The organism is Caballeronia sp. INML1 (assembly GCF_023631085.1).
Lineage (GTDB): Bacteria > Pseudomonadota > Gammaproteobacteria > Burkholderiales > Burkholderiaceae > Caballeronia > Caballeronia turbans.
Genome location: NZ_JALQDT010000051.1, coordinates 1 through 25,113, shown reverse-complemented (window position 1 = coordinate 25,113; position 25,113 = coordinate 1). Strand labels below are relative to the sequence as shown.

The 25,113-nt window shown below is 65.6% G+C and carries 23 protein-coding genes; 11 read left to right on the top strand and 12 right to left on the bottom strand.

Annotation, left to right across the window (positions count from 1 at the left end; genetic code table 11):
• Positions 1-10 precede the first annotated feature (10 nt).
• Genes NCR38_RS16150 through NCR38_RS16135 form a run of 4 tightly spaced genes read right to left on the bottom strand, consistent with a single transcriptional unit; the run spans position 11 to position 5,518 of the window.
• On the bottom strand, positions 11-1,282 hold the full coding sequence (locus tag NCR38_RS16150; protein ID WP_086960676.1) for an NAD(P)/FAD-dependent oxidoreductase: 1,272 nt from the start codon (positions 1,280-1,282) through the stop codon (positions 11-13).
• Positions 1,279-1,623 carry a nitrite reductase small subunit NirD gene (gene nirD / locus NCR38_RS16145; protein WP_061116113.1) on the bottom strand — a complete coding sequence of 115 codons (345 nt, stop codon included), beginning with the start codon at positions 1,621-1,623 and terminating at the stop codon, positions 1,279-1,281. Before nirD ends, NCR38_RS16150 begins: the two co-directional genes overlap by 4 nt.
• A gap of 17 nt (positions 1,624-1,640) precedes the next feature.
• Positions 1,641-4,181, bottom strand: a complete 2,541-nt coding sequence (gene nirB / locus NCR38_RS16140) for a nitrite reductase large subunit NirB (RefSeq protein WP_250477350.1) — start codon at positions 4,179-4,181, stop codon at positions 1,641-1,643.
• A gap of 11 nt (positions 4,182-4,192) precedes the next feature.
• Positions 4,193-5,518: an MFS transporter gene (locus NCR38_RS16135; protein WP_061115964.1), complete on the bottom strand. Its 1,326-nt coding sequence runs from the start codon at positions 5,516-5,518 to the stop codon at positions 4,193-4,195.
• A 641-nt stretch (positions 5,519-6,159) separates the two neighbouring features.
• Between NCR38_RS16135 and cobA the strand changes: the two genes are divergently transcribed.
• The 9 genes from cobA (at position 6,160) to NCR38_RS16090 (ending at position 17,467) form a co-directional block, all read left to right on the top strand.
• Positions 6,160-6,927, top strand: a complete 768-nt coding sequence (gene cobA, locus NCR38_RS16130) for a uroporphyrinogen-III C-methyltransferase (protein ID WP_250477349.1) — start codon at positions 6,160-6,162, stop codon at positions 6,925-6,927.
• An 84-nt stretch (positions 6,928-7,011) separates the two neighbouring features.
• Positions 7,012-7,584 carry an ANTAR domain-containing response regulator gene (locus NCR38_RS16125; protein ID WP_061115966.1) on the top strand — a complete coding sequence of 191 codons (573 nt, stop codon included), beginning with the start codon at positions 7,012-7,014 and terminating at the stop codon, positions 7,582-7,584.
• Positions 7,585-7,598: 14 nt separating this feature from the next.
• Positions 7,599-8,729, top strand: coding sequence for a CmpA/NrtA family ABC transporter substrate-binding protein (locus tag NCR38_RS16120; RefSeq protein WP_250477348.1), 1,131 nt, complete (start codon positions 7,599-7,601; stop codon positions 8,727-8,729).
• 44 nt (positions 8,730-8,773) lie between these two features.
• A complete protein-coding gene (locus NCR38_RS16115) occupies positions 8,774-9,259 on the top strand; it encodes an adenosine-specific kinase (RefSeq protein WP_061115968.1) in 486 nt (161 codons plus the stop codon).
• A gap of 321 nt (positions 9,260-9,580) precedes the next feature.
• Positions 9,581-10,192: a DUF2760 domain-containing protein gene (locus NCR38_RS16110; RefSeq protein WP_061115969.1), complete on the top strand. Its 612-nt coding sequence runs from the start codon at positions 9,581-9,583 to the stop codon at positions 10,190-10,192.
• Positions 10,189-12,087 carry an Hsp70 family protein gene (locus NCR38_RS16105; RefSeq protein WP_250477347.1) on the top strand — a complete coding sequence of 633 codons (1,899 nt, stop codon included), beginning with the start codon at positions 10,189-10,191 and terminating at the stop codon, positions 12,085-12,087. The genes NCR38_RS16110 and NCR38_RS16105 overlap by 4 nt, the downstream gene beginning before the upstream one ends.
• A complete protein-coding gene (locus NCR38_RS16100; protein ID WP_061115970.1) occupies positions 12,088-14,874 on the top strand; it encodes an Hsp70 family protein in 2,787 nt (928 codons plus the stop codon).
• A 158-nt stretch (positions 14,875-15,032) separates the two neighbouring features.
• Positions 15,033-15,191: a hypothetical protein gene (locus NCR38_RS16095; protein ID WP_157697443.1), complete on the top strand. Its 159-nt coding sequence runs from the start codon at positions 15,033-15,035 to the stop codon at positions 15,189-15,191.
• A gap of 266 nt (positions 15,192-15,457) precedes the next feature.
• Positions 15,458-17,467: a hybrid sensor histidine kinase/response regulator gene (locus NCR38_RS16090; protein WP_061116115.1), complete on the top strand. Its 2,010-nt coding sequence runs from the start codon at positions 15,458-15,460 to the stop codon at positions 17,465-17,467.
• A 478-nt stretch (positions 17,468-17,945) separates the two neighbouring features.
• On the opposite strand, the gene NCR38_RS16085 is transcribed toward NCR38_RS16090, so the two are convergent.
• On the bottom strand, positions 17,946-18,620 hold the full coding sequence (locus NCR38_RS16085) for an alpha/beta hydrolase (protein WP_061115971.1): 675 nt from the start codon (positions 18,618-18,620) through the stop codon (positions 17,946-17,948).
• 18 nt (positions 18,621-18,638) lie between these two features.
• Entirely contained in the window at positions 18,639-19,028 is a 390-nt protein-coding gene (locus tag NCR38_RS16080) for an MAPEG family protein (RefSeq protein WP_061115972.1), read from the bottom strand.
• A gap of 105 nt (positions 19,029-19,133) precedes the next feature.
• On the opposite strand from NCR38_RS16080, the gene NCR38_RS16075 reads away from it, so the two are divergent.
• Positions 19,134-19,529, top strand: a complete 396-nt coding sequence (locus NCR38_RS16075) for a PPC domain-containing DNA-binding protein (RefSeq protein ID WP_061115973.1) — start codon at positions 19,134-19,136, stop codon at positions 19,527-19,529.
• On the opposite strand, the gene NCR38_RS16070 is transcribed toward NCR38_RS16075, so the two are convergent.
• The 3 genes from NCR38_RS16070 to NCR38_RS16060 form a co-directional block, all read right to left on the bottom strand.
• A complete protein-coding gene (locus tag NCR38_RS16070; RefSeq protein ID WP_061115974.1) occupies positions 19,513-20,364 on the bottom strand; it encodes a metallophosphoesterase in 852 nt (283 codons plus the stop codon). The genes NCR38_RS16075 and NCR38_RS16070 overlap by 17 nt on opposite strands.
• Positions 20,361-21,347 (bottom strand): diacylglycerol kinase family protein, encoded by a 987-nt coding sequence (locus tag NCR38_RS16065; protein ID WP_061115975.1) that lies wholly within the window; start codon positions 21,345-21,347, stop codon positions 20,361-20,363. Before NCR38_RS16065 ends, NCR38_RS16070 begins: the two co-directional genes overlap by 4 nt.
• A gap of 111 nt (positions 21,348-21,458) precedes the next feature.
• Positions 21,459-21,899: a CBS domain-containing protein gene (locus tag NCR38_RS16060; RefSeq protein ID WP_061115976.1), complete on the bottom strand. Its 441-nt coding sequence runs from the start codon at positions 21,897-21,899 to the stop codon at positions 21,459-21,461.
• Between the two features lie 286 nt (positions 21,900-22,185).
• On the opposite strand from NCR38_RS16060, the gene NCR38_RS16055 reads away from it, so the two are divergent.
• Positions 22,186-23,145, top strand: a complete 960-nt coding sequence (locus NCR38_RS16055; RefSeq protein ID WP_061115977.1) for a chemotaxis protein — start codon at positions 22,186-22,188, stop codon at positions 23,143-23,145.
• 109 nt (positions 23,146-23,254) lie between these two features.
• On the opposite strand, the gene NCR38_RS16050 is transcribed toward NCR38_RS16055, so the two are convergent.
• The 3 genes from NCR38_RS16050 to NCR38_RS16040 all read right to left on the bottom strand — a co-directional run bounded on the left by NCR38_RS16050 (position 23,255) and on the right by NCR38_RS16040 (position 24,676).
• Positions 23,255-23,533, bottom strand: coding sequence for a hypothetical protein (locus NCR38_RS16050; protein ID WP_061115978.1), 279 nt, complete (start codon positions 23,531-23,533; stop codon positions 23,255-23,257).
• Positions 23,534-23,833: 300 nt separating this feature from the next.
• Positions 23,834-24,265 carry a response regulator gene (locus NCR38_RS16045; protein WP_061115979.1) on the bottom strand — a complete coding sequence of 144 codons (432 nt, stop codon included), beginning with the start codon at positions 24,263-24,265 and terminating at the stop codon, positions 23,834-23,836.
• 63 nt (positions 24,266-24,328) lie between these two features.
• Positions 24,329-24,676, bottom strand: a complete 348-nt coding sequence (locus NCR38_RS16040) for a hypothetical protein (RefSeq protein WP_061116116.1) — start codon at positions 24,674-24,676, stop codon at positions 24,329-24,331.
• Positions 24,677-25,113 lie beyond the last annotated feature (437 nt).

The window sequence follows — 25,113 nt, the reverse complement described above, 5'->3', positions numbered from 1 at the left end:
TCTCTCCTGCTTATGCTGATGCGCCCGCTTCGCAAAGGGTCTTGCCGAAGAGAAGCCTGCCGCGCAGATGCGATACGTCCGTGCGGTTCTGAATCAGATCGAAGTACCAGCCGCCGTCCTTCACGTCGCCATACAGCACCGCGCCGATCAGACGTCCCGCGTTCAACACGAGACGCTTGTAGACGCCGCGCCGGGGATCGCGCAGCACGAGATCCTCGCTGTCGTCGCCGCCGATGAAATCGCCGGCCGAGTACAGATCGACGCCCGTCACCTTCAGCTTGGTCGCGGTCGCGCGCTGCACATAGCGGCGATGCCCCGCGCCCGCGAGATGCGCGCCCGCCACGCGCGCCTGATCCCAGATCGGCGCGACGAGACCGAAGGTCGCCGAGCGATGCTGCACGCATTCGCCCACTGCGTACACGCGCGGGTCGAAAGTCTGCAGCGTGTCGTCCACGACGATCGCACGCTCGCAATGCAGTCCGGCCTCTTGCGCGAGCGCGATGTTGGGCCGCACGCCTGCCGTCATCACGACGAGGTCCGCGTCGATCTGCGTGCCGTCCGCGAAACGCACGGCGCGCACGCGGCTTTCACCGATGATTTCGGTGGTCTGAGCGGCCATCACGAAGCGCAGGCCTTTTGCTTCGAGAGAACGCCTGAGCAACGCGGACGCGCTTGCATCGAGCTGACGATCCATCAGGCTTTCGCCCGCATGCACGACCGTCACGGTCATGCCTCGCCGTTGCAAACCGTTCGCCGCTTCGAGCCCGAGCAAGCCGCCGCCGATGACCACCGCATGACGATGATCGCGCGCCGCATCCAGCATCGTTTCGACATCGTGTATGTCACGAAACGCGATCACGCCGGGAAGATCGCATCCGGGCACCGGAATGATGAAAGGCTTCGATCCGGTCGCAATCAGCAAGCGGTCGTAACGCGCCTCGACGCCCTTCTGCGAACGCACGATGCGCCGCGCCCGATCGATGCCGATGACCGCATCGCCCGCATGCAGCGTGATGCCGTTCGCGTCGTACCACTCGCGCGTGTTGAGGATGATGTCATCGACAGTCTTTTCGCCCGCGAGCATCGGCGACAACAGAATGCGGTTGTAATTGCCGTACGGCTCGGCGCCGAACACGGTGATGTCGTACAGCCCGGGCGCGATCTTCAGCAGTTCCTCGACCGTGCGCATGCCCGCCATGCCGTTGCCGATGACGACGAGCCGCTGGCGCGACGCGGTATCGCGCAACGACGCCATGCCCGCAACCGCATATTCGGTCTTCATGCCGCGACCCACACCTTGCCGCCCGCGACCTTCACGCGATACGCGCTGACCGATAGCTCCGGCGCTTCGAGGCATTCGCCGGTGCGCAGATCGAAGTGCTGCTTGTAGATCGGCGATGCGACGACGATGCGCTCGCCCAGACTCCCCACGATGCCCCGCGACAGCACCGCGGCTTGCGAATGCGGATCGTAGTTGTCGATCGCGTAGACGGCCGCGTCCTCGCCCGCGAGATGGAACACCGCGACCTGCGTGCCCTTCACGAGCGCGCAGACGCCGGTATCCGGCACGATGTCGTCGAGTTCACACACGGCGGTCCAGTCCTGTTCGATACGGTCGTTCATGATCATTTCTCCAGGGTTCAGGCGGTTTCGACTACGACAGCAATGTCAGCGAGCTTCGACTTGCGCTCTTCGAGCGTCGCGGGGCGAATCTGGCCGCGCTCTTCCACGAAGGTCACGTTCGCATCGCCCTGTTCGCTGTTGACGAAGTGACGGAAGCGCTTACGTGTATGCGGGTCCGTGACGGCCTTCTTCCACTCGTCCTCGTACGTATCGACGACGAGTTGCATCTCCGCTTCGAGTTCGGCGGCGATGGACAGCTTGTCGTTGATGACCACGTCGATCAGATAATCGAGGCCGCCTTCGAGGTTGTCGCGCCACACGCTCGTGCGCTGCAGGCGATCGGCCGTGCGCACGTAGAACATCAGGAAGCGGTCGATATAGCGTACGAGCGTGTCGTGATCGAGATCGGACGCAATGAGTTCGGCGTGGCGCGGCTTCATGCCGCCGTTGCCACAGACGTAGAGGTTCCAGCCCTTTTCCGTCGCGATGACGCCGACGTCCTTGCCTTGCGCCTCGGCGCATTCGCGCGTGCAGCCCGATACGCCGAACTTGATCTTGTGCGGCGTGCGCAGGCCCTTGTACCGGTTCTCCAGTTCGATCGCGAGACCGACCGAATCGCCGACGCCATAGCGGCACCACGTCGAGCCGACGCACGACTTCACCGTGCGCAGCGCCTTGCCATAGGCATGACCCGATTCGAAGCCCGCCGCGATCAGCTCTTCCCAGATGAACGGCAACTGCTCGACACGCGCGCCGAACATGTCCACACGCTGGCCGCCGGTGATCTTCGTATAAAGGCCGTACTTCTTCGCGACCTGCCCGACCGCGATCAGGCCATCGGGCGTCACTTCGCCGCCCGGCATGCGGGGCACGACGCTATACGTGCCGTCGCGTTGAATATTCGCGAGGTAGTAATCGTTCGAGTCCTGCAGGCTCGCGTGCTCCTTCTTCAGCACGAACTCGTTCCAGCACGATGCGAGAATGCTCGCGACCGCCGGCTTGCAGATATCGCAGCCGCGCCCCTTGCCATGTTTCGCGAGCAGCGCGCCGAACGTGCGATGCCCTTCCACGCGCGCGATGTGATACAGCTCCTGACGCGAATACGGAAAGTGCTCGCAGAGATGATTGTTCACCGCGAGACCTTGCCGCTTCATCTCCGACTTCATTACCTGCGTGACGAGCGGCACGCAGCCGCCGCACGACGCGCCCGCCTTGCACGACGACTTGATCGCGCCGATGCTCGTCGCGCCGGCGCAGACCGCCGCGCAGATTTCCGCCTTGCTCACGTTGTTGCATGAACAGATCTGCGCGCCATCGGGCAATGCTTCGACGCCGAGCGCGGGCTTCGCCTTACCATCGCTTTGCGGGAGGATCAGGAACTCGGGCGCTTCGGGCAGCTCGATCTTGTTCAGCATCATCTGCAGGAGCGTGCCGTATTCGGCCGCATCGCCGACCATCACGCCGCCCAGAAGAAACTTGCCGCATTCGGACACGACGATCTTCTTGTAGACCTGCTTGCGCTCGTCGCTGTACTGATACGTGCGGCAGCCGGCCGTCTTGCCGTGCGCATCGCCGATGCTCGCCACATCCACGCCCATCAGCTTGAGCTTCGTGCTCATGTCCGCGCCCGCGAACGCCGCGTCCTCGCCGATGATCTGCTTCGCGACGATGCGCGCCATGTCGTACCCGGGCGCGACGAGGCCGAACAACTGGCCTTTCCACAACGCGCATTCGCCGATGGCGAAGATATCGGCATCGCTCGTGCGGCAGGTGTCGTCGATCACGATGCCGCCACGCGGGCCGATCGTGAGACCCGCGGCGCGGGCGATGTCGTCACGCGGACGAATGCCCGCGGAGAACACGATCATGTCGGTGTCGAGATGCGTGTCATCGGCGAAATTCATGCGGTTCACCGCGCCTGCGCCATCGACGATCGCGAGCGTGTTCTTGCCCGTATGCACCGTGACGCCGAGCTCCTCGATCTTCGCGCGCAATACGCGACCGCCGCCATCGTCGACTTGCACCGCCATCAAACGCGGCGCGAACTCGATCACGTGCGTTTCGAGCCCCATGTCGCGCAGCGCCTTCGCTGCTTCGAGACCGAGCAGGCCGCCGCCGACCACCGTGCCCGTCTTCGAGCGCGCGCCGAACGACTGCATCGCTTCGAGGTCCTCGATCGTGCGATACACGAAGCAGCCGTCGCGGTCCTTGCCCTCGACCGGCGGCACGAACGGGTATGAGCCGGTCGCGAGCACGAGCTTGTCGTACGGCAGCACTTCGCCGGTCGAAGCCGTGACCGTGCGCGCCGCGCGATCGATGGCGACCGCGCGCGCGTTCAATTTCAGCGCATAGCCCGAACGCTCGAAAAAGCCCGCTTCGACGAGCGACAGATCAGCCGCGCTCCTGCCCGAGAAAAATTCGGTCAGATGCACGCGGTCATACGCGGCGCGCGGCTCTTCGCACAGCACCGTCACGTGCAGCGCGTCATTGCCGCTATCGGCGAGACATTCGAGGAACTTGTGGCCGACCATGCCGTGGCCGATGACGACGATTTTCATGACGGGCCCTCTCAGTTGGCAATGACGTTGTTGGCTGCGAGGGCGCTTTCGCGCAGTGCCGCTTCGCGTGCCTTGTGTTCGGGAGAGAAACGCACCGCGAGCGCGCACAACGCCGTGCCCGCGACGACCACGCCGAGCATCGAGAGCGTCGCCTGCGCGTTGCCGAGCCCCTTCATCAGGAAGCCCGCCGCGACGGCGCCGACGTTACCGCCCGCGCCGATGACGCCGGCCACGCCGCCGAGTGCCTTTCGGTCGATGAAGGGCACGAGCGCGTAAGTCGCACCGCACGCCATGTGCGTGAAGAGACCGAACGCGAGCATCGAAACGACCGCGAGCACGACGCTCGGCGCATGCGCGAATGCATAGAGACCGAGGCCTTCGCCCGCGATCAATGCGAAGAGCAGCGTCGCGCGGATATCGAGGCCTTTCTTTGCTGCGGCTTTATCGGAGAGCCAGCCGCCGAGCGCGCGGGCGAAGAGCGCGAGCAGGCCGAAGCTGCCCGCCGCCATGCCCGCCTGACCGAGCGTGAGATTGAAGCGATCGACGTAATACACCGCCGCCATGTTGTGGATGAACACTTCCACGCCGAAGCACGCACCATAGGTCACGAACAACATCCACACGCGATAGTTCGAGCAGGCGGCGAGGAAGCTCTGCCAGCCGCCCTTCTTGCCGCCGTCGATGGCGATGCCCGCACGGCGCAGCGTCGCGAAATCGCCTTGCGGACAGTCCTGCGTGTAGCGCCAGTAGAAGAAGGCCATCACCGGCATCGCGATGCCCGGCACGATCAGCGCGACGCGCCATGCCGATGCTTCACCCGTACCGAGCGCGATAGCGGCCGCGACGAAGAGCGGAATGACCGCCTGTGCCGCGCCCGCACCCGCATTGCCCCAGCCTGCCGTGGTCGCGTTCGCGGTGCCGACGACGTTCGGCGCGAACATCACCGACGTGTGGTACTGCGTGATGACGAAGCTCGCGCCGATTGCGCCGATCGCAAGACGGCACCACAGGAAGCTGTCGTAGCCCGTGGACAGCGCCGCGCCGAGCACCGGCACCGCACCCGCGAGCAGCAGCGCGCTATACACCTTGCGCGGCCCGAAGCGATCGCACATCGGCCCGACGACGAGGCGCACCAGAATCGTCACGGCCACGGCCGCGATGTTGATGTTCGCGACCTGATCCGCCGTGAGGCCGTACTCGCGCTTGATGAGCGGCATCAGCGGCGCGCAGGCGAACCACGCGAAAAAGCACACGAAGAAGGCCATCCACGTGAGATGGAAGGCGCGCATCGGCGCGCTGCGCATGCTGAAGAGATCGATCCGGGTGGCTTTGTCCATCGTCTTTCCGCAAAAAAAGAAAGGCGTCCCGCGCATCGACCGGGAAGCCGATGCGGGGGACGCCGTTGTCCGATGCCCGCACGTTCTTCACCTGTCGGGCGCTGTATTCAGGACGGATCGCCGTTGATCCGATGGCAAGACATAAGGCAAGGGCTATGCCATGCGCGACGCATCGGCCGAAGAGGCTTGCTGCATACGGCTTTGCGCAACGCATGCACTGCCGGGGCGCACGCGCTTCACGGCGCGTTTCGATGCAGGCGGGCACAGCGATGGTGCGACGCAGCACTGATGACGTGCGAACGCGCGAACATCGACCTCGTTCTTCGCGCCGGATTTTGTACCAACCGGTTCGTCCGTTCAGTCACTGGAACGAAGCACATTCGCGCCGAAGCGGTGCCGCGTGTGTCGAGCGCGCACAAGCACAGTGCGGCGAGCGCGACCCAGTCCTTGTTTCGCGCAATGGCCCGCTTATTGCATCGAGAAAACCACTGCGGGCAACGGCGCTCGCGGCATCTCGAAGCAAAAGAGCAAGGACAAAGGCGTCCCCATCGTGCAGCGACACGAGCGGACGCTATTGGCGTTTGCCGCGCCGATGCGCCCCACATACGCACATACGCACGTACGCAGACAGGTAAGCAACGATGAGCACCATCCAAGGCAAAGTCACTCTGTTAAGCGCAGGTCCCGGCGATCTCGACCTGCTGACCCTGCGCGCCGCGAAGGCGCTCGCCGCCGCCGACATCCTGCTCGTCGACGATCTGGCCAACGCGGACATCGTCACGCTCGCGCCGCATGCGCGCGTGATTCGCGTCGGCAAGCGCGGCGGCTGCAAGTCGACGCCGCAAGCGTTCATTCAGCGCCTCATGCAGCGCTATGCGAGGAAGGGATTGCATGTGGTGCGCGTGAAGGGCGGCGACGCTTTGCTCTTCGGCCGCGCCGGCGAGGAGATCGCGGCGCTGCGTGAAGCGCATATTCCGGTCGATATCGTCAACGGTGTGTCGTCGGGCTTCGCGGCGGCGGCGGGACTCGGCATCTCGCTCACGCATCGCGATCATTGCCAGGGCGTGACCTTCGTCACCGCGCACATGCAGGATCACAGTCAGCCGGATTGGGCCGCCCTCGCCGCCACCGGCACCACACTCGCGATCTATATGGGCATGAGCCGCATCGCGAGCATCACGGCATCGTTGATGGAAGCGCTTCCTTCGAATACGCCCGCGGCCGTCGTGCAGAACGCGGGATCGTCGAAGGAAAGGCGTCTCGTCACGACGCTCGGCCGTCTCGCAGAAGAAGCCTCGGCGGCCGGTCTCGGCAGTCCCGCGGTGATCCTCATCGGCGGTGCGATTGGAGAAGCGGCTGAATTCACGACGCACGCCGCGAGCGCGAACGGCCTGGCCCATGCAGCCTGAAGCGGGTTCTCAAACGGCAGGCGGCGCGCTAAAGTCATATGAGCCGCTTTTGCCGTTCTTCGCATGACCTCCTCCGCGTCCCGCATGCTTCGCGTTCTTCTCGTCACCGACACCGACAAGCCCATCGGCGATTTGCGCGAGCAACTCGCCCGCATGGGCTATGACATGCTCGCCGAAGTCGCCGCGCCGTCGGCCTTGCACAAGGCCGTCGAGAGTCAGAAGCCCGATGTCGTCATCATCGACACCGAATCGCCCTCGCGCGATACGCTCGAACAGCTCGCCGTGATGAACAAGGCCGCGCCGCGCCCCGTGCTGATGTTCAGCAACGACGCGGACCAGCAATTCATTCGTGCGGCGGTCGGCGCGGGCGTCACCGCGTATTCCGTCGAAGGGCTCGCGCCCGCGCGGCTCGCACCGATCATCGACGTCGCACTCGCGCGCTTCGCGCATGAAGCGCAATTGCGCCAGCGTCTCGCCAAAGTCGAGGATGAACTGGAGCAGCGCAAGGTCATCGACCGCGCGAAACGTCTGTTGATGGACAAGCGCGGCATGTCCGAACACGATGCCTATGCGGCACTTCGCAAGCGCGCGATGGATCAGGGCGTGAAGGTCGCGGAGATCGCGCGTCAACTGCTCGCGCTGTCCGACCTGTTCTAGCGCCACCGACACCTATGAACTCCCCCGACACGACTTCTCCCGCGCCCGAACGCACGCATCTGCGGCTCGGCTTCGTCGCCCTTTCCGATGCCGCGCCGCTCGCCGTCGCGGCATTGCGCGAACTCGGCGCGCGGCACGGCATCAAGATCGAGTTGTGCCGTCAGCCTTCGTGGGCCGCCGTGCGCGACAAGCTGCTATCCGGCGAAATCGACGCCGCACATGCGCTCTATGGACTCGTGTACGGCGTGCAACTGGGCATCGGCGGGCCGCGGGCGGACATGGCGGTGCTGATGGTCCTCAACCGCAACGGCCAGGCGATCACGCTGTCGCGTCCGCTCGCCGATGCGATCGAGCACGGCGCGAGCGTGAAGGACGCGCTGGCCTCGCTCGGGCGGCGGCCCGTCATCGCGCAGACGTTTCCGACCGGCACGCACGCGATGTGGCTTTACTACTGGCTCGCGGCGCACGGCGTGCATCCCTTGCGCGATGTCCAGAGCGTCGTGATTCCGCCGCCGCGCATGGCCGATGCGCTCGTCGAAGGCGCGCTCGACGGCTTCTGTGCGGGTGAGCCGTGGCACGCGGTGGCCGAGGCGCGCAATGCGGGCAAAACGGTCGCGTACACGAGCGAGATCTGGCCGGATCATCCGGAGAAGGTGCTCGCCTGCCGGCGCGATTTCGCGGCGCTCTACCCGGCGACGGCGCGCGCGCTCGTGCGCACGATGCTCGACGCCTGCGCATGGCTCGATTCGAGCGACCATCGTAAGGAGATCGCGCAGGCGCTGGCGTCGGCTGAACTGCTCGGCGTGCCGCGCGCGCTGATCGAGCCGCGCCTCGTCGCCACGGACGGCGGCGATGCGCGCGCGCTGCCGGTGCGATTCTTCGATGGCGGCGCGGTCAACTATCCGCGCGTATCGGACGGGCTGTGGTTCATCACGCAGTATCGGCGCTGGGGCATGCTCGATGCCGATATCGACGACGCAGCCGTCGCGGCGAGCGTCAATCAGACCGCGCTTTATCGCGACGCGGCGCGGGCGTCGGGGATTGCGCTGCCCGAGGAGCGGCGCGCGGCCACCCTCTGCGATCGCCGGGTTTGGGACGGCGGCGACGCGGCGGGGTATCTCGCGGGGTTCGAAATGCGCGCGTGAAAAGCGCCTACCATGGAATTTCCAGCGCGCAACGGAGATCCGCCATGGAACTGCTCGCCATTGCCATCGACAAGCCCGAGGACACCAACTTCATCCTCGGCCAGTCTCATTTCATCAAGACGGTCGAGGATCTGCACGAGGCGCTCGTCGGCGCGGTGCCGGGCATTCGCTTCGGGCTCGCGTTCTGCGAGGCGTCGGGCAAGCGGCTCGTGCGCACGTCGGGTACGGACGAAAAGCTCGTCGAGCTGGCCGCGCGCAATGCACAGACCATCGGCGCGGGACACAGCTTCATCATCGTGCTCGGCGACGGCTTCTTTCCCGTCAACGTGCTCAATACGGTGAAGACCGTGCCGGAGGTCTGCCGCATCTTCTGCGCGACCGCCAATCCGACGCAGGTGCTCGTCGCTCAGACGGATCAGGGACGCGGAATCGTCGGCGTCGTGGATGGGCTGCCGCCCCTCGGCGTCGAGACGGCCGAAGACGTCCAGTGGCGCAAGGACCTGCTGCGCAAGATCGGCTACAAGGCCTGAATCGCGCCCGAAACGCCCGAAACGCCGGAAACCCGCGCCGCGCCTTGACTTGACCGCGCAAATCGCGAGAATGAGGCCCGCCGCCGCGCGCCTCGCCCGCGCTTTTTTCCGGCCGACGCGCGACATCATGGAAAATACCGGGATACGGTATAAACGCCGAAGCGCTTTTCATGCTTTGCCGCGCTTTCGCGGACGACGCGGCCCGAGGGCCGCGCGCACCGGCAGCATCCCGGCATCACCCCCGCCGATACGGCACCGAACACCGGCCACCCGCGCCGCCCGAGGATAGGGTCGTCCTCGCGCGGCCTACAGGAGCATCACATGACCGACATGAATCCAGGCTTTTTCGGCAGGATAGGCATTGCCTTCGGCGCCTTCTTCGGCATTCTGGGCAATGCAGCGTTCGCGGGCCGCGTGCAGCGCCTGCGCGAAGCGCCCGAAGCGCCCGAAGCGCCCGATTTCGCAGCCGAAGCGCCCAGGCCCGCCGCCGCGCCCGTGGCCGCCGCGCCGGCGCCCGCACCCGCGCAGCCCGCGCCGTCCGTGCTGAAGGAAGCAAGCCCGGTCGCCGCGCTTCAGTTGCTCGGCCTTTTGCAACGCGATGCGCGTTTCATCGATTTCGTCGAAGAGGACATCGTCAATTACAGCGACGCCGATATCGGCGCGGCCGCCCGCCTCGTGCACGACGGCTGCCGCGCGGTGCTGCGCGAGCACTTCACGATCAAGCCCGTGCGCACCGAAGCCGAAGGCAGCCGCGTCACGCTGCAGGAAGGGTTCGATGCGGCCGCGGTGCGTCTGACCGGCAATGTCGTCGGCAAGGCGCCATTCAACGGCCAGGTGAGCCATCGCGGCTGGAAGGTCGAAGACACGCGCCTGCCGAAGCTCGCGCCCTCCCATGATGCAAGCATCGTCGCGCCGGCGGAGGTGGAACTGTGAGCGATATCGACAGCAACGAGAATCAGGCGCGCTATTCGATCGGCGTCGATCTCGGCACGACGCATTGCGCGCTCTCCTATGTAGACATGAGCGCGAGCGACGGCGAGAAAACCGCGCAGGGCGTGCTGCCGATCTCGCAACTGACCGCGCCCGGCGCCGCCGAAGAGCGCGATCTGCTGCCCTCTTTCCTCTATCTGCCGCACGAAAACGAGCTCGCGCCCGGCGATCTCACGCTGCCGTGGACGCAGGAGCGCACGTTCATCGTCGGCGAACTGGCGAGGAGCCGCGGCGCGGGCACGCCGATCCGCCTCGTCTCCAGCGCGAAAAGCTGGCTGTGCCATCCGGGCGTCGATCGCCGCGCGGCTATCCTGCCGTCCGATGCACCCGAGGAAGTCGAGCGCGTATCGCCGATGGAAAGCTCGGTGCGCTATCTGACGCACTTGCGCGAGGCGTGGAATCACGCGCATCCGGACGCGCCGTTCGACCGGCAGGACGTCACCGTGACAATTCCCGCGTCCTTCGATCCCGCCGCCCGCGAACTCACCGCCGAAGCCGCCGCGGCCGCCGGCTATTCGCGCATGACGCTGCTCGAAGAGCCGCAAGCCGCGCTCTATAGCTGGATCCAGAAGTCGGCCGGCGGCTGGCGCAAGCAGGTCAAGGTGGGCGATGTGATTCTCGTCGTCGATGTCGGCGGCGGCACGACCGACCTCTCGCTGATCGCAGTCGTCGAGCGCGAAGGGAATCTCGAACTGCATCGCGTCGCGGTCGGCGAACATATCCTGCTCGGCGGCGACAACATGGACCTCGCGCTCGCGCACACGGTCGCGCGCAAGCTCGCAGCGCTCGGCACGCAGCCCGATCCGTGGCAGTTGCGCGCCCTCACCTACGCATGCCGCTCGGCGAAGGAAACGCTGCTTTCCGATCCGACGGTCGAAGCTGTGCCGCTCGTCGTGCCGAGCCGCGGCTCGAAGCTGATCGGCGGATCGCTGCGCACCGAACTCACGCGCGCGGAACTCACGCAGATCCTGCTCGAAGGCTTTTTCCCGCAAGTCGACGCATCCGCGCGGCCCGTGTCGCGCGCGCGCGTCGGTCTCACGCAACTCGGTCTGCCTTACGCGCAGGACGCCGCCGTCACGCGCCATCTCGCCGCGTTCCTCGGCCGTCAGGTCAACGCGCTGGCCGAAGTCGAAGGCCTCCGGCATCAGGCACCGCAAGGCGCGACGCTGCTGCATCCGAGCGTCGTGCTCTTCAACGGCGGCGTGTTCAAGTCGCCGCTGCTCGTCGAGCGCGTGATGACGACGCTCAATGCCTGGCTCGCCGCCGAAAGCGCGCCGCCCGCGCGTCTGCTCGAAGGCGCGGACCTCGATCTCGCGGTCGCGCGCGGCGCGGCCTATTACGGCTACGTGCGGCGCGGCAAGGGCGTGCGCATCCGTGGCGGCACGGCGCGCGCGTACTACGTCGCGGTCGAATCGGCGATGCCGGCCGTGCCCGGGCTGGAGCCGCCCGTGCAGGCGCTGTGTGTCGCGCCGTTCGGCATGGAGGAAGGCACCGACGCCGAGTTGCCCGCGCAGGAGTTCGGGCTCGTCGTCGGAGAGCCGGTGCATTTCCGCTTTTTCGGCTCGTCGGTCCGCCGGCAGGATCAGGTCGGCACGCTGCTCGAATACTGGCAACCGGACGAGTTGCAGGAGCTCGAGGAGATCGAGGCGTCGTTGCCGCCCGAAGGCCGCACGCCCGGCGAAGTCGTGCCGGTCAAGCTGCATGCGCGCGTGACCGAAGCGGGCACGCTCGAACTCGAAGCGATTCCGCGCGGTTCGTCCGAGCGCTGGAAGGTCGAGTTCGATGTGCGCGGCGGCCTGAGTGGCGACATGCGCGCGGATCAGGGCATGGGCCTGTAAGTGTCCCCGCGCAAGAAAAAGGCCTCGGGCGCGCGGTACAGCGTCGGCATCGATCTGGGCACGAGCAATACCGTCGTCGCCTATGCGCCGGCCGGATCGAACGATATCCGCGTGTTCGAGATCGAGCAGCTCGTCGGTCCCGGCGAAGTGGCCGCGCAACCGCTTCTGCCGTCATTGCGCTATCACTATGCGCCGGGCGAGCTCAAGTCCGAGGATCTGCAACTGCCGTGGGGCGAGATGGAAGCGCCCGCCGTGATCGGCAGATTCGCGAGGACGCTCGGCGCGCAGGTGCCCGGACGGCTCGTGTCGAGCGCGAAGAGCTGGTTGTCCCACGCAGCGGTCGACCGCCTCGCGCCGATTCTCCCGTGGGGCGCGGGCGACGACGTCGAAAAAATCTCGCCCGTCATTGCAAGCGCGAGCTATCTGGCGCACGTGCATGCGGCGTGGAACGAGCGCTTTCCGGATGCGCCGCTCGACGCGCAAGACGTCGTGCTGACGGTGCCCGCCTCGTTCGATGAAGGCGCGCGCGCCCTCACGCTCGAAGCGGCGCGCATGGCGGGATTGGAGACGCTGCGGCTGCTGGAAGAGCCGCAGGCGGCGTTCTACGACTGGCTGTTTCATCATCGCGAGACGCTCGCCGGCGAACTCGCCGCCACGCGGCTCGTGATGATCGTGGATGTCGGCGGCGGCACGACCGACCTCACGCTCATTCAGGTCGCGATGGAAAACGGCGAGCCGGTGCTCACGCGCATCGGCGTGGGCAACCATCTGATGCTCGGCGGCGACAACATGGATCTCGCCCTCGCGCATCTCGCCGAGCGGCGTCTCGCGGGCAGCGACGCGCGCCTGTCCGCCGCGCGTCTCTCGCAACTCGTCGAACGCTGCCGCGCCGCGAAGGAGCAGTTGCTCGGCGACGAAGCGCCTGATTCCGCGTCGATCACGCTGCTCGGCGCGGGCGCGAAACTCATCGGCGGCGCGCGTTCGACGGATATCACGCGCGACGAGATCGAGCAGATCATCGTCGAAGGCTTTTTTCCGAAGGTGTCCGTGGACGATCGTCCCGGCCGCTCACGCGGCGGCATCGTCGAGTTCGGGTTGCCGTATGCGAGCGATCCGGCCATCACGCGGCATATCGCGGCCTTTCTCGGCCAGCACGCGGGCGAGGCGCGCAAGGCGCTCGGCGTCCCCGCCGAAACGCTCGCCGTTCCCGATACCTTGCTGCTGAACGGAGGCGTGTTTCGGGCCGGTCCGCTCGCGCGCCGCATCGCCGATACGCTTTCCGGCTGGCGCGGCGAACCGGTCAACGTGCTCGCGAACCACGATCCCGATGTCGCGGTCGCGCGTGGCGCGGTCGCTTATGCGCTCGCGCGCGGGGGTCATGCGCCGAAGATCGGCGGCGGCTCGGCGCGCAGTTTCTTCCTGCTGCTCGAAGACGACGCCAACGCGATGCGCGGCGTCTGCGTCCTGCCGCGCGGCACGGAAGAAGGCCAGCCGATCCATCTCGCCGGCCGGACCTTCGCGCTCACGCTCGGCGCGCCGGTGCGCTTTCACCTGGCGTCGTCGGTGGCGGAGACGGCGTACACGGCGGGTGAACTCGCGGACCTCGCGGCCGCATCGGGCGATTTCGTGCGCCTGCCGCCGATCGCGACGGTCGTCGACCCGCGCGCCGCGAACGACGGCCGGGCGCGCGAAACGCCGGTCCAGCTGACGACATCGCTCACGGAAGTCGGCACGCTGGAGATGCACTGCACCGCCGTCGACGATCCCGCGAAACGCTGGCTGCTCGAATTTCAGCTGCGCCGCGAAGCGCCGCAGACCGATGACGCCGCGAGCGAACCCCATCCGGCGCTGCCGAAGGCCATCGAGCTGATCGACCGCACGTTCGGCGCGAAGTCGCACGACGTCGGCCCGAAGGAAGTCAAGCGCCTGCGCGCGCAACTCGAACAGACGCTCGGCGCGCGCGACACCTGGGACATCGCGCTCCTGCGCGAGCTCTTCGGCGCTTTGTTCGAGCGCGCGAAGAAGCGCCGCCGCAGCGCCGATCACGAGCGCCTGTGGCTCAATCTCACGGGCTACTGCATGCGTCCGGGCTTCGGGCACCCGCTCGACGAGTGGCGCGTCGAGCAACTGTGGACGCTCTTCGATCAGGGCATCCAGTACAGCAACGAAAGCCAGATCTGGTCCGAATGGTGGACGCTCTGGCGCCGCACCGCCGGCGGACTTCCCGAAGCGGCGCAGTTGAGGCTTCTGGACGACATGGCCTTCGTGCTTCAGCCGCCCGGCACGAGCCGTTATCGCAAGGCTGCGGGTGCGGCGCGCGCGGGCTACGAAGACATGGTGCGGCTCGCGGCATCGCTCGAACGCGTGCCCGTCGAGCGCAAGATCGAGGTCGGCGAGTGGCTGCTCACGCGCCTGAAAAAGCCTTCGGAGAACGTGCAGAGCTGGTGGGCGGTCGGCCGCATCGGTGCGCGCGCGCCCTTCTATGGCAGCGCGCACGGCGTCGTGCCGCCGGATGTCGCCGTCGCCTGGCTCGACGCCATCCTCGCGCTCGACTGGAAGAAGATCGACCCCGCCGCGTTCGCCGCCGTGCAGATCGCCCGCATGACCGGCGACCGCTCGCGCGACCTGCCAGACGAAGCGCGCGCGGCCGTCGTGCAACGCCTCGAAGCGATGGGCGCGGCGCAGGCGTGGGTCTCGATGGTCCGCGAGACCGTCGAACTCGATCGCGCGGACGAAGGGCGCGTCTTCGGCGAAACGTTGCCCGCGGGGTTGAAGCTCATCCGTTGAGCACGGGACGCGCCGCGCATCGCATCGAAATGCTTCGTCCTCAGAAGCTTTTTTTGGCCGGTACGTCACGCGCAAGCCCCGCCGGGTCTTGAATACCGGCTGACCGCATCCTATGGTTATCAATGTGTCGATATGGACACACACTGAAGGAGGTCAGCATGCCATCCCCACGCAAGGCTCAAGCGAGCCAACCCGCTGAAACTGAAATGTCGAGCCGCAAGAAAACGGCCGGCAGCAAGGCATCGCCCGCGAAGGCCGCAGGCACGAAGGAAATGCAGGTCACGAAGCGCACGACCAAGGCCAAGCCAAAAAGCTGAGCGGCTATCCGAAGTCCCGCCCTCGTCATCGTGCGGGGGGCATTTGATGTGGCTGTCCTTCGAATCGGCGGGCGAGAATCGGACGCTCGCCGATCGGCTCTCGAGACCGACGCTGCCCATCTCTCCTCCTCCTCCCCCTTCGCCAGAACACGCCTCAAAAAGACGCAATATTTTCCGGCTTTATCGGCTGATTGCTAAAAAAAGGCGTATTTGTATGACCGCATTGGCCTAAAGTAGATATCCCGATTCCGTGAGCGAGCATGAAGATGGCCGTCCCCCAACGCGCCGCCGGCGTGCGCAATCCAGGAATTCTTCTCGCGGCAGCCCGTGAGGCCGGCGCGAGCCTGGTACGCAATCTTTCGATTCCGGCGCCGTTTACCGACCCCGTGCTGGAGGCGCAGTTTCTGGAAGACCACAGCCAGCGCTTCTGCGCGTTCCGGCGTGCGTCGACCCTGCTCGCGCTCGCCATCTGGACATGCTTTCTCTGGTGGGACTTCAGCTTCGCCCGCGGCAACCAGGCGCTCGATTCGCGCCTCGCCGATATCCTCGCGCTGCGCTTCGCGGGCATCGCGCTGCTGTTCTTCGTCGGCGTGCTGGTGCTGCGGCCGTCGTTCCGCTCGCACGCGAGCTCGCAGCGCATCATTCTCACGGGCATCTACGGCCTGCTGTGCCTGATCCTCGCGATGGTGGCGATCACGCCCGCGCCCTACAACTACACGCAGCACTTCATCGGGCTGTGTCTCGCGCTGTTCTTCCAGTTCAGCTTTTTCTATCTGCGCTCACGCGTCGCGCTGACGGCCGGCATCATCACGCTCGCGTCGATCGTCGTCCTGCAGATCACCATTCATCTGCTCAACCCCGAGGATTTCTTCGCCGGGCTGTTCTATATGTTCAACGTCGTGGTCGTGGGGCATGGCGTCTGCACGCACGCCGAACGCGTGTCGCGCGAGCGTTACAGCTCGGAGCGCGCGCTCGCGTCGCTCAATGACGAATTGCGCACGGCCAACGTGTCGCTCGGGCGCAAGAACCGCGAGCTCGAAGTCTCGAAGAAGGATCAGGAGAACAAGACCAACGCGCTGCTCGCGCTGCGCGAGCAGCAGATGATCGCCGCGCAGACGGCGAGCCGCGAAAAGTCCAACTTCCTCGCCGCCGCGACGCACGACCTGCGTCAGCCGATGCACGCGCTCAATCTGTTTCTGCAAGCGGCCGCCGAAGCCATCCGCAATGGGGAATTCGATCAGGCCGAGCGGCTCATCAACGAATGCGGGCGCTCGTCCGTGATCCTCGCGCGGCTCCTGAACGCGGTGCTCGATCTGTCGCGGCTGGAATCGGGCCGCGTCGTGCCGCGCTATCACGTGTTCGACGTGCGGCAGACGGTCGAGGAGGCCGCCGAGCAGTTGCGCCCGTTCGCGATGAGCCGGGGCGTCGAACTGAGGTTGCGGCTGCCGAAGGAAGACGTGGTCTGCGTGCGCAGCGACGCGCACTGGCTCGGGCGCGCGGTCGCGAATCTCGTGTCGAACGGCATCAAGTATGCGGACCAGAACAAATCGTCGAAGCCGACGGTGATCGTCGGCGTGGTGCGCTCCGCGACGCGCGCGCGCATCGACGTGCTGGATAACGGCATCGGCATTCCGGCGGATTATTTCGACGCGATCTTCCAGCCGTTCTTCCAGGTCGATAATCCCGAACAGGACCGCGACAAGGGGCTGGGCCTCGGGCTGTCGATCGTCAATGCGGTGATGTCGATGCTCGACCAGCATCGTATCGAACTGAAGTCCACCGAAGGGCGCGGCTCGCGCTTTTCCCTCGAAATGCCGCTGTGCGGGCCGTCGCCCGACAAGCCATCGGCGCGCGCGCCGGCGCGCTCCGAAGCGGACGAAACGGCGCAGCTCAACGGCCGCTACGTGTTGCTGGTCGAAGACGATGGTCTCGTGCGCGCCTCCACCGAAGCGCTTCTGTCGCAATGGGGCGTGCTTTACGACTCCGCCGGGAGCTTCGAGGAGTTCGAGTCGATACTCGGCGACGTCGAGCGGTTCCCCGATCTCATCATCACCGACTTCCGGCTGCGCGATGCCAAGACCGCCCGCGAAGTGGCGATGCTCGGGGCGGCGCGGCTCGGGCGGCCGTGTCCGTGTCTTGTCGTGACCGGTGAACCGGCGGCGAGTATCGTGCCGCTTGCCTGTGAGCAGGATGTGCTTTCGAAGCCGGTCAGTCCGGCGGAATTGCGGCGCGGGATGCTCGCGTTGATCGGTGGCGTTTGCAACGAGACGGCATGACGAGGTACAGAATGCTCGTGCCGGTTGATTAGCATTGCCCCGTGCGGGGGCGGCAGTCGCTCCGTGCTACAAGGACACAGGTTCAGCACGAAACAGCTCCGGCACAGCGCTACGCGTTGCCGTCGGGTCCGCAAGGGAAACCAGCGAATGACCCATGCGGTGAGATGAAAGCAAGGACGTACGGGCGGACCCGATCGACCCAACGGCCGCGAAGCGGGCCGGAGCCATTTGGTGCTGAGCCAGTGAGTGAAGCGGTGCGAGGCGACAGACCGTGCGCGATCCACGCCCGATGGGGCCTATGAGGGCACTCGCTACTGAGCCCACGATGGGCTGGCAAGCATGGCCAAACTGCGTGTGACCGCGGGCCTAGCAAGCTGCTTTCTTTGGTTACTTTCTTTGCAGCAGCAAAGAAAGTGACTGCCGCCCCGCACAGGGGCAGTGCTAATAAACCAATACGAAAACGGGATCCGGCGAAAGCCTAAACCGCCAACCGCGCCCCAAACCACCCCCGCAGCGCCTCAACCTCCTCCATGCAAACAGAATGCGGCATCGGATAAGCATGCCATTCAACATCGCAACCCTGCGCGCGCGCAAATTCGCACGCCTGCTCGCCGAGGCTCACATTGAGCACATCGTCGAAACTGCCGTGCGCGGCGAAAATGGAAATCGAGCGATTCGCCTCGGAGAGCGATTCATCGATCAGCCCTTCCGACGCAATGTAGCCCGACAGCACGATCAGCCCCGCGAGCTTCTCCGGGTGTGTCAGGCCCGCGTGATAAGTCATCGCGCCGCCCTGCGAGAAGCCCGCGATGAAAATGCGCTCGCTCGGAATGCCCCGCGCGTTCTGCTCTTCGATGAGCGCCCGCACGCGCGCCACCGATTGCACGATGCCCGCCTCGTCCACGCGCCGGTTGATGCCCTCGAACGAGAGGATGTCATACCACGCGCGCATCACGTAGCCGTTGTTGGCGGTGACGGCGATCTCCGGCGCGTTCGGAAACACGAAGCGGACAGCGGGCGCATCGGCCAGACGCAGTTCGGGCACGAGCGGCACGAAATCATTGGCGTCGGCGCCGAGGCCGTGCATCAGGATGACGGCGAATGCGGGATTCGGCGCGGTTTCGATCTCGATGGTCGAAGGTTGATCGGTCATTGCCCTTCACTCCTCTCGTCAGATGATGGGAACGAGAATCTGCACGATGCCGACGACCGACACCAGCCACACCAGCGAACGCACGAACGGCACGCCCGCCGCGTAAAGCGGAACGTAGACGAGGCGCGCGACGAAGTACGCGAGCGCGCCGTAATGCGTGAGCGCGTTCTCGCGCCCCGTCACGTGCACGATCAGCACCGCGACCGCAAAAATCGGCAGCGTTTCGAACAAGTTCGACTGTGCGCGCATCAGCCGGCCGGAAAGCCGGCCGGGCGGCGGCGTGGCGGCATCGCGCGGGCCAGTCTGATATTTGATGCCGACTTCGCGATTGCGCACCACGGCCGGGAGCAATACCTGCACCAGCGCGAGCACGAGCGTCCAGGCCAGCATCTTCAGTTCGAAACTCATGGCGTCTCCACGAATGAGAAATAGCCGGGACGGGTCGCGCCCATGATGCCATCACGATCCGCAAGCGTGTAGTCTTGAGTGCGATCCGGCCGGAGTCTTTCATTCATGCACGCGATGACCCTTCGTCTGTCCCCCGGCGACGACCTGCGCGCCGCGCTCGACCACGCATTCCGCACCCGCGCGCTCTCGGCGGCTTTCGTGCTTCAGGGAATCGGCAGCCTGAGCGTCGCCCGCTTACGCTATGCGGGCCGCGACGAAGCCGCAGAACTGCATGGCGATTTCGAAATCCTGTCGCTCGCCGGGACTTTATCGGCGCAAGGTCCGCACCTGCACATGAGCGTGTCCGACGCCGACGGCCGCGTGTGCGGCGGCCACGTCACGCCGGGCTGCATCGTGCGCACGACGGCGGAGATCGTCGTCGCGAACCTGCCGGGCGAACGTTACACGCGCGAGCACGACGCCGCGACGGGCTTCGCGGAGCTCGTCATCCGGGCAGCGTGACAGCGACCGCGGGTTTCGCGCCGTCGAGCGCGAGATCGTGGCGCGCAATCATCTCGAATGCTTCGCTCGTCTCCGAATAATCCCAGCGCTCGACCGTGGTTTGGCGCGCGCCGCCGTCGCCCGCTCGCGCGTCGTGGCGAATCACGTTCACGGAATTGTCGATCGTGCCGCGCGTGCGCCACGACAGCGCCGTGCCCGCCTGCACCGCCCACATGCGGCGCGAAAGACCCGCGAAGGTATCGTGCAGCGGCAGCACGTAAGGCAGATGGATATGCCCGCCGAGAATCAGGTCCGCGCCCGCGCGCGCCCAGCGCTGCACCGCGCGCTCGCGTCCGTGCAGCAGGTTTTTTTCGTCCTGCGCGCGCGTGACGGCCACCGGCTGATGCGTGACCACGATGCGCAACTGCGCCGCGCTCGCCGTCTCGAGACGTGCGGCGACGCGCCTGATCTGCTGCATCGACACCTCGCCGTCCTTGTGACGGTAGGCGCGCGTCGTGTTCACGCCGAGCACGAGCAGTTCGGGCGATTGAAAGCTCGGCTCGAGATCGGCGCCGAACACGCGCTGATGATTCGCATACGGATAACAGAGCCGCGCGAGCGGATCGAAGAGCGGAATGTCGTGATTGCCGGGGACGACGAGCGTCGGCGTCGCGCCGAGCGTATCGACGAACGCGCGCGCCGCATCGAACTGGTGCCTGCGGGCGCGCTGCGTGATGTCGCCCGACAGCACGACCAGATCGGGCGACAGCGCATCGGCGAGACGCAGCAGCGCCGTGACGACCTGAGGCCGCTCGGTGCCGAAATGCGTATCGGAAATCTGCAACAGCAAGGTCATGAGCGATTCGCTTCGGCCACCGTCGGTTCGGGCTTGAGCAGAAAAAGAGGCTTGTCGGAGACGCGGAACTCCAGCGGCATCTGCAGCTTCGCAATCTCGCCGTCCATCGCGATCTTGATCGGCCGGCGCCGCTTCGACGGATGCGTCACCGTGATGCGCTCGAACGTCAAGCTCACGACATGATCCGAATCGGACAGACGCCCCGCCGCGCCATGCAGCGACAGCCACAGATGCATGAGCCGTCCCACTGGGCGCGGCGCAATCGCGACGAGCAAGCCCTGTTCCAGCGCGCGCGCTGCGTCCGGCATGCCGATCTGCTCCATCTGCAGCCGGTTGTTGCCGACGAAGAGCGTCGACGAGCGAATTTCGGTGGTCTTGCCTTCGTGATCGATATTCAAACGCAAATGCCGATGCGGCTTCAGCATCGTCAGGAGCGCCGACCACAGCGCGACCAGTCGGCTTCGGCCGAATTGCCGCTTGTAGATTTCGCGATCCTCGAGCAGCCGCGGATAGAGCCCGAGACTCGCGTTGACGAGAAACATGCGTCCGTTGACAAAGCCGACCTGCACCGGATAAGCGCGCGCATCGAGCAGAAGTTGCGTCGATTGTTCGAGGTCGGCGGGAATGCCGTGGTCGCGGCTGAAGTAGTTGAACGTGCCGCGCGGCAGCACGGCGAACGGACAACCGGCGTCGTGCGCCGCGTGCGCGACCGTGCAGAGCGTGCCGTCGCCGCCCGCGCCGACGAGCACGCCGTCCTGCTCGCACGCCGCCGCGGCGGCTTCGCGCGCGATGCTCGCGAGGCGGCGCGGATCGTCGACGACGCGCAATTCGAAGCGCCGCCCCGCCGCGCCGAGTTCGCGCTCGAGCACGGTGCGTGTGGCGTCGGCCTGGTGGCGGCCCGAGCCCGCGTTCATCACGATGAAGAACGGCGCGTCGGCGGCGAGCGTCTTTTCTCTTTCGGCGGATGCGGCGGTGGGAGTCATGGGCGGCGCTCCTTCGTTATCCGCGCGAGACGTGCACGGCAAAACAAGCTCCGTGCGTGCGCGCAGAGCCTGCCGATTATAACGAAAGGCTTACAGCCGGACCGCCCGCGCTTACGTGTGCTCGCCGCGAATGTAGAACTCGAGCTGCTGAATGGTGAACTGCTGCTCCGAAATGATGTTCTTCACCAGATCCCCGATGGAGATCATGCCGACGAGCTTGCCGTTATCGATCACCGGCAAGTGGCGCATGCGCTTGTCGGTCATGAGCGCCATGCAGTCGTCGGTGGTCTGATCGGGGCGCACGTAGCGCACCTGCGAGGTCATGATGTCGCGCACGGGCGTCTGCTTCGACGCGCGGTCCATCAGGACGACTTTGCGCGCATAGTCGCGCTCGGTCATGATGCCGACGATTTCATCGCCCTCTGTGACGATCACCGCGCCGATATGCTTGTCGGCCATCATCTTGATCGCATCGAAGACCGATGCCGTTGCGGCAATCGTATAGACCGTCTGGTCGGGTTTCGAATTCAGAACCTGTGCGACTGTTGCCATCGAGCGCCTCCGTTATGAGCGGGGAACGTTGTTGCGCCTGGGCGACGGGTTGTCTTGCGCCTTTGTGAGCGTAAAGCCTCGCGCGCCATGCCTTCATAGGCATTAACCCGACCATTCGAAAAAGTATAGATCAACGACGCGACGTGGAAGGTGCGGCGTGCCGCGCGAATCAGTCTGCGTGCCGCCTGATTCGACTTCTGTTTCCGCTTCAGTTTCGTCGCCAAATGCCGCTAATCACATACACGACGGCAACGCGGCGCGATGCACCGCTTAGAGGGAGAACGAGGTGAGCAGTTCACAGCAGGATATCGAGCAGCGCGTGCGGCTCGCGGGCAGCAACATGTTCGAATTGCTTCTGTTCAGGCTCGGTGAGGCGCCGGGCTCGGAACAGCGCGAGCTTTACGGCATCAACGTGTTCAAGGTGCGCGAGATTCTCGCGATGCCGACGATCACGGCCGTGGCCGGATCGAGCGGGGACATTCTCGGCGTCGCGGATATTCGCGGACAGATCATTCCTGTGATCGATCTCGCGCGCATCACCGGCTGCCGGCCGAAGAACGGGCTGAAGATCCTGCTCGTCACCGAGTTCGCACGCACGACGCAAGGCTTCGCAGTCGAGGAAGTCGACGATATCGTGCGGCTCGAATGGAATCAGGTGCTGTCTGCCGAATCGCACTCGGGCGGCAAGACCGTGACGAGCTTCGCCCGGCTGGATGGCAACGTCGACGGCTCGCGGCTCGCGCAGGTGCTCGACGTCGAGCGCATCGTGCGCGACGTGCTGCCGTCGAAGGAAACCGATATCACCGAGGAAAATACCGGGCGGCTCACGCTCAGACCGGGCGCGCGCGTGCTAGCGGCGGACGATTCGGGCGTCGCGCGGGCGCTCATCGAGCAAAGCCTCACCGCGATGGGCGTGCCCTTCGTGATGACCAAGACGGGACAGGAAGCGTGGAACGTGCTGGAAGCCGCGCTCAGAAAAGCGCAGAAGGAAGGCACCGAGGTCGCGGATCACATCGCGCTCGTGCTCACGGATCTGGAGATGCCCGAGATGGACGGCTTCACGCTCACGCGCCGCATCAAGGCGGAAACGGGGCTGATGCACATTCCGGTGGTGATTCACTCGTCGCTGTCGGGATCGGCGAACGAGCAGCATGTGCGCAAGGTCGGCGCAAACGCGTATGTGTCGAAGTTCGAGGCGTCGGAACTCGCCAACGTGATGCGCGGCGCGCTCGCGCACGCCGCCTGAAAAACGATCGGCGCCCGCGCAACACGGACCTTTTGAGTCCGCGTCGGCGGGCGCCGAAGCAGTCCTTCAGCCGATACGCCCGGCGGATAAGCCGGGCCGGCCGATTCGATTAGTGACCGAAGAAGACCGATTGCGGGTTGTTGCTCGATTGCGCCGCACGGTTGCCCGATTGCGCCAGCGTGTCACGCGAGCCGCCGAAAGCGGTAGTGTTCACGCCGTTGGCGTTTTCTTCAGCGGCGATCGCTTGTGCGCTCGGGCCTTGTTGCGACGTCGGCGCGCCGACGGCCGGACGGTAGAACGGAGCCGGGCCATAGCCGCTTGCGAAAGCGGGTGCGGCGAGCGTGGCGGAAGCGGCGATCAGGAGGGTAGCGATGAGGTTGCGTTTCATGGTGTGCTCCAAAGACGGTTGACGTTCAATCAGAAAGCGCCGCAGCGGTCTTGCGAGAAACTGTCTGCTACGTCGATGGAATGCAGTGTATACCCCTACTATCGCTTTTTTATCCCCATAAATTTCAATACAGTTTTCGCTCTTGGCCAACAATGCGTGGCCGCACGAGCGTGCGAATCTCGCGCAGATGCCCGTGGGACATGGGAGCGAAGACCTTGCGCCGTAGGTTGGTATCGCGCGTCGTTTGCAAGGGACGAAACAATTTAATTATCGAACTAGCGTTCGATAAACGGCTTGATTTCAGTGGACGAGCCGCCCGATCAGACGAACCAGTTCGGCCGGCGGATTGCCCTTCTGGCAGTACCCGTCGAAGCCCGAGTGGACGCCCTCGGGCCGCACCAATTCCTCGCCCAGTGCCGTAAACGCGATGATCACCGCGTCGCGCGTACCGGCGATCCGGCGCAGCACGCGCGCGGTCGCGTAGCCGTCGTGCTCGGGCATCGTGATATCGAGAATGACGACGTGCGGCACCCAGCCGTTGACCGCGTGCAGCGCGTCGACGCCAGAGAGTGCGAAGCGGGTGTCGAAGCCGTCCGATTCCAGCGCGGCGGAAAGGGCTTCGGCGCTGTAGGCGTTGTCGTCGACGACGAGAATGCGCCACGGATCGCGGTCTACGTCGACACTACGGTCCGTCCACAGAGAGCAATGAGGGGAATGCAGGGAGACGGGCATGGGCATGGCACGAAAGCGACATGCTGGCTCTGACGCAGGTTTCGCGCCCGCCCGCCGCAAAGCTCACGCGTCGCTCTCCTTTTTGCTTTTGCGACGCTTTCCCGACGTCGTCGCTTCTGACTCGCGCAGCCGGGCATTCGCCTCGACGAGCGATGCGGCGTCGCACTGACGCAACGCGAGATCGACTTCGCCGAGCGCGCCGAAAAGCGCCGCCTGCTCCGCTTCGTCGAGCGGCGCTGCGCCCGGTCCGGCTACTCGCTGCGCTTCCTTGTCGAGGCGCTTCAGAAGCTTGGCGCCGAAGCGGGTATCGATCACGCCCTCGCGCGCGAGCCCCGCAATCAACGACGCGAGCCGGACGAGCCCGCCCGCCGTGGTTTGCGTTGCTCCGTCCAGATCGTCACGGTCTTCCACTGCCTTCTCCTCAGGTGGGCACGCGAGCCCGCGCGCGCGGCCGACTCGATGCGAGGCGCCGCGCGAGCGCCCCTCTTGCGTGGCGCGATGATACGCCGACAAAATGACAGCCATATTTGCACGAACCGAGGTGCCGGTGGCGATTGTTTCACTCCTGGTTTGCGCATTACGATCGCGATCCGGGGCGCGACCAATGGCACACTAGCGCGTGGCGCCGCGCATATGCAGAGCGTCGAGGCCGCATCGTCAGCGGACGCGCCGCATCCCCAGAATGCAACCGAATGCCCGCATGAATCCCGCTACCCTGCAAAGACCGCCCTACGGCTCTAATGCCGTTCAGTTAGCGCTGAACGGCATTTTTGTTTATGGGGTGAGAAGTGGTTGTAAACGGAGCGCCGGGCTGTTAACTTTCCGGTGCGATGCTTGCCGACCACCTC